This window comes from Macrococcus hajekii, from assembly GCF_004359505.1.
In the GTDB taxonomy this organism is placed as follows: Bacteria; Bacillota; Bacilli; order Staphylococcales; family Staphylococcaceae; genus Macrococcus; species Macrococcus hajekii.
The window spans coordinates 1-1,713 of record NZ_SCWE01000012.1 but is presented as its reverse complement, the minus strand read 5'-3'; the positions used below and the strand labels follow the sequence as shown (position 1 = coordinate 1,713).

The following is a 1,713-nucleotide window of genomic DNA, read 5'->3' as shown; positions in this document are numbered from 1 at the left end:
CCTAAGAGACATCAAGTGTCTCTTTTCCGTAATATCCTTAGAAAGGAGGTGATCCAGCCGCACCTTCCGATACGGCTACCTTGTTACGACTTCACCCCAATCATCTGTCCCACCTTCGACGGCTAGCTCCTAAAAGGTTACTCCACCGGCTTCGGGTGTTACAAACTCTCGTGGTGTGACGGGCGGTGTGTACAAGACCCGGGAACGTATTCACCGTAGCATGCTGATCTACGATTACTAGCGATTCCAGCTTCATGTAGTCGAGTTGCAGACTACAATCCGAACTGAGAATGGTTTTATGGGATTTGCTTGACCTCGCGGTTTTGCTGCCCTTTGTACCATCCATTGTAGCACGTGTGTAGCCCAAATCATAAGGGGCATGATGATTTGACGTCATCCCCACCTTCCTCCGGTTTATCACCGGCAGTCTCTCTAGAGTGCCCAACTGAATGATGGCAACTAAAGATAAGGGTTGCGCTCGTTGCGGGACTTAACCCAACATCTCACGACACGAGCTGACGACAACCATGCACCACCTGTCACTCTGTCCCCCGAAGGGGAACGCTCTGTCTCCAGAGTTGTCAGAGGATGTCAAGATTTGGTAAGGTTCTTCGCGTTGCTTCGAATTAAACCACATGCTCCACCGCTTGTGCGGGTCCCCGTCAATTCCTTTGAGTTTCAGTCTTGCGACCGTACTCCCCAGGCGGAGTGCTTAATGCGTTAGCTGCAGCACTGAGGGGCGGAAACCCCCCAACACTTAGCACTCATCGTTTACGGCGTGGACTACCAGGGTATCTAATCCTGTTTGATCCCCACGCTTTCGCACCTCAGCGTCAGTTACAGACCAGAGAGCCGCCTTCGCCACTGGTGTTCCTCCATATCTCTGCGCATTTCACCGCTACACATGGAATTCCACTCTCCTCTTCTGCACTCAAGTCTCCCAGTTTCCAATGACCCTCCCCGGTTGAGCCGGGGGCTTTCACATCAGACTTAAGAAACCGCCTACGCGCGCTTTACGCCCAATAATTCCGGATAACGCTTGCCACCTACGTATTACCGCGGCTGCTGGCACGTAGTTAGCCGTGGCTTTCTGGTAAGGTACCGTCAAGGTACGTTCAGTTACTAACGTACTTGTTCTTCCCTTACAACAGAGTTTTACGATCCGAAAACCTTCTTCACTCACGCGGCGTTGCTCCGTCAGACTTTCGTCCATTGCGGAAGATTCCCTACTGCTGCCTCCCGTAGGAGTCTGGGCCGTGTCTCAGTCCCAGTGTGGCCGATCACCCTCTCAGGTCGGCTACGCATCGTCGCCTTGGTGAGCCGTTACCTCACCAACTAGCTAATGCGCCGCGGGTCCATCTATAAGTGACAGCAGAACCGTCTTTCACTGTCTCACCATGAGGTGAAACATATTATCCGGTATTAGCTCCGGTTTCCCGAAGTTATCCCAGTCTTATAGGTAGGTTACCCACGTGTTACTCACCCGTCCGCCGCTAACATCAGGGAGTGCAAGCACTCCTGTCCGTTCGCTCGACTTGCATGTATTAGGCACGCCGCCAGCGTTCATCCTGAGCCAGGATCAAACTCTCCATAATAGATTGCTTGATAAAGCTCTTTGACTGCTTGAGCCAGTCACTCTTGGGAATAGCATAAATGCTACTCAAATTATTGGAATTAACGTTGACATATTGTCATTCAGTTTTCAATGTTCAT

At 51.4% G+C, this 1,713-nt stretch carries 1 rRNA gene; it reads right to left on the bottom strand.

What is annotated here, in order from left to right:
* Positions 1-41 precede the first annotated feature (41 nt).
* Positions 42-1,595: ribosomal RNA gene (locus ERX37_RS11135) — 16S ribosomal RNA — on the bottom strand.
* Between the last annotated feature and the right edge of the window lie 118 nt (positions 1,596-1,713).